The 2,383-nt window shown below is 65.8% G+C and carries 3 protein-coding genes; 2 read left to right on the top strand and 1 reads right to left on the bottom strand.

All coding sequences use genetic code 11. The annotated features are described in order from the left end of the window. On the bottom strand, window positions 1-570 hold a 570-nt coding region (locus VN047_RS17710; RefSeq protein WP_325544985.1), incomplete at its 3' end, for a tetratricopeptide repeat protein. Window positions 571-816: 246 nt separating this feature from the next. Here VN047_RS17710 and VN047_RS17705 point away from each other — a divergent pair. Further along, complete coding sequence (locus VN047_RS17705) at window positions 817-1,539, top strand: ParA family protein (RefSeq protein WP_325544983.1); 723 nt, start codon at window positions 817-819, stop codon at window positions 1,537-1,539. Window positions 1,540-1,556: 17 nt separating this feature from the next. Then, complete coding sequence (locus VN047_RS17700) at window positions 1,557-2,222, top strand: hypothetical protein (RefSeq protein WP_325544981.1); 666 nt, start codon at window positions 1,557-1,559, stop codon at window positions 2,220-2,222. Window positions 2,223-2,383 lie beyond the last annotated feature (161 nt).

The raw sequence follows: 2,383 nt of genomic DNA, 5'->3' as shown, positions 1-2,383 counted from the left end.
CTTTTCGATTTCGGGGATCATCGCAAGGCCGCGCTGGCGCTGGTCGAGCGGGATGAGACTGTCGAGCTGCGCGAGCCGCGCCGACGCGATGCCGAGCCCCGCGTCGCTCGCGCGCTTGGTGAGCGCATAGGCGCGCGGCAGGTCCTGCGGTGCAAGGTCGCCGTTGAACAGCGCGGTGCCGAGGACGTATTGGGCGCGCGGTTCTCCGCGTTCGGCCGAGCGGGTGATATAAGGCATCGCCTCGTCGCGGCGGTTCGCGGTGAAAAGCACGAGGCCGAGATTATCTTCTGCCTGGAGATGGCCTTGCTTTGCGGCGCGGCGATACCAGTCCTCCGCTTGCGAAAGATCGGCCGGAACACCGCGGCCGAGCTTGTACGCCTGGCCGAGATTGAACTGCGCATCGGCATCGCCGGAAAGCGCGAGCGGGCGCCATTCGGCCACCGCCCCCTGATAATCGCCCTTTTGCCAGGCATCGACGCCGTCCTTGACGTCGGCATGCGCCGGCGCGGCCGGCATCGTCGCCAGAATCAGCGGCAGCGCCAGCGAAACGGCGGTGCGGAATGAACGCATCTTATTCTCCAATGACTTGCATCGCTGCAGTCCCCGGACAGCCTTTTAGGGCCGAATGGCTAACACGGCGTTAGCGACACGCGCGAGTGCCCAAATTTGATCCGTTATGGGACAGGTCGGCGTTAGGGGGCTGTTTACCATGAAGGTGCGCAAATCGTTCACCTTCTTTTTATCATCGTTAACCCAATTTTAGCGCCCCGCATGGCATCCCTTCGCCGAATTTGGGATTTCCGAGGGGGTATAGCAGTGCGCGTATTGGCATTGGCTTCACAGAAGGGCGGGTCGGGCAAAACGACGCTGTCGGGGCATCTGGCGGTGCAGGCGCAACTCGCCGGCGCCGGTCCGGTCGTCCTTATCGACATCGATCCGCAGGGCTCGCTTGCCGACTGGTGGAACGAGCGCGAAACCGACCTTCCGGCCTTTGCGCAGACCACGGTCGCACGGCTGGCTTCCGACCTTGAAATCCTCCGCCAGCAGGGCTTCAAGCTGGCCGTCATCGATACGCCGCCGGCGATCACCATGGCGATCCAGAGCGTGATTTCGGTCGCCGAGTTGATCGTCGTTCCGACACGCCCCTCGCCGCACGACCTGCGCGCCGTGGGCGCCACCGTCGACCTGTGCGAACGCGCGGGCAAGCCGCTGGTGTTCGTGGTCAACGCCGCGACGCCGAAAGCGAAGATTACCAGTGAGGCGGCGGTCGCGCTGTCGCAGCATGGCACGGTCGCGCCGGTCACGCTGCACCACCGCACCGATTACGCCGCATCGATGATCGACGGCCGGACGGTGATGGAGGTCGATCCCAATGGCCGATCGGCCGAGGAAATACGTCAGCTCTGGACCTATATGAACGACCGGCTCGAAAAGAATTTCCGCCGCACCGTGTTCGCCTCGCCGTTGCCGACGCAGGGCAATTACGGCGCGGTCCGCCCGATGGGCGGTGGCTTTGGCCGCCGCATCGCTGGCCAGTGACGGAAGGGACGGGAACCATGGGCGAACCCAAACCCCTCGCATCGCTGAGCGCCGGATTGCTGGCCCGCAAGGGCGGAGCGCGTCCCGCAATGCGCCGCCAACCGCTGGGCAGCGGTCCTGCGCCGCTGAACAGCATGGGTTATGACGATCTCGGCTGGAACGACATGGGTTATGATGTCGATCCCGACCAGTCGGGCGAACCCGCGCGGATGGTCGATCTGAAACCGCTGCTGACCGGATCGGTGCTGGCGCACAATGTCGAGGCCGAGCAGGCGGTCGACGAGAGCGCCGCGCACGAGCCGGTGCTGACCGGCCTGACCGGCGATTATGGCGCCGATGAATTCGAAGCCGAAGCGCCTGAGGTTCCGGAGGTTGTGCGCCAGCAGGAATCGCTGATCGAACGCGTCGCTGCGGTGGCGCGCAAGGTCGAAGCGCGTCCCGACCCATCGGCGAAGAAGGAAAAGGCGCCGCGTGCGCTGCGCGCCCGCGAAAAGGCTGCCTTCACGCTGCGCCTCGACGCCGAGCGCCACCTGCGCCTGCGGCTCGCAAGTGCGGTGACGAACCGGTCGTCGCAGGTGATCCTGACCGACCTGCTCGACGAATATCTGTCTTCGCTGCCCGAAATCGACGCGATGGCAAGCCGCCTGCCGGCGGCGCGCCCGACGCGCCGAGCGCAGCGCTGACGAAACAAGAGGGGGATCCGTCATGAACCGCAAGATGCTGATGAACCTCGCCGTTTACGGCTTTGTCCTCGGCGCCGCCACGGGATGCAGCGGCATGGGCAAGATGGCCGACGCGCCGTCGCGCGCCGCCGGCAAGCCCGCGATCGCCGCCAAGTCGGCGA

Origin of the sequence: Sphingopyxis sp. (assembly GCF_035565275.1) — a bacterium.
Lineage (GTDB): Bacteria > Pseudomonadota > Alphaproteobacteria > Sphingomonadales > Sphingomonadaceae > Sphingopyxis.
Note: the sequence above shows the minus strand (reverse complement) of the source record. Positions and strands in the feature narration are given on the sequence as shown.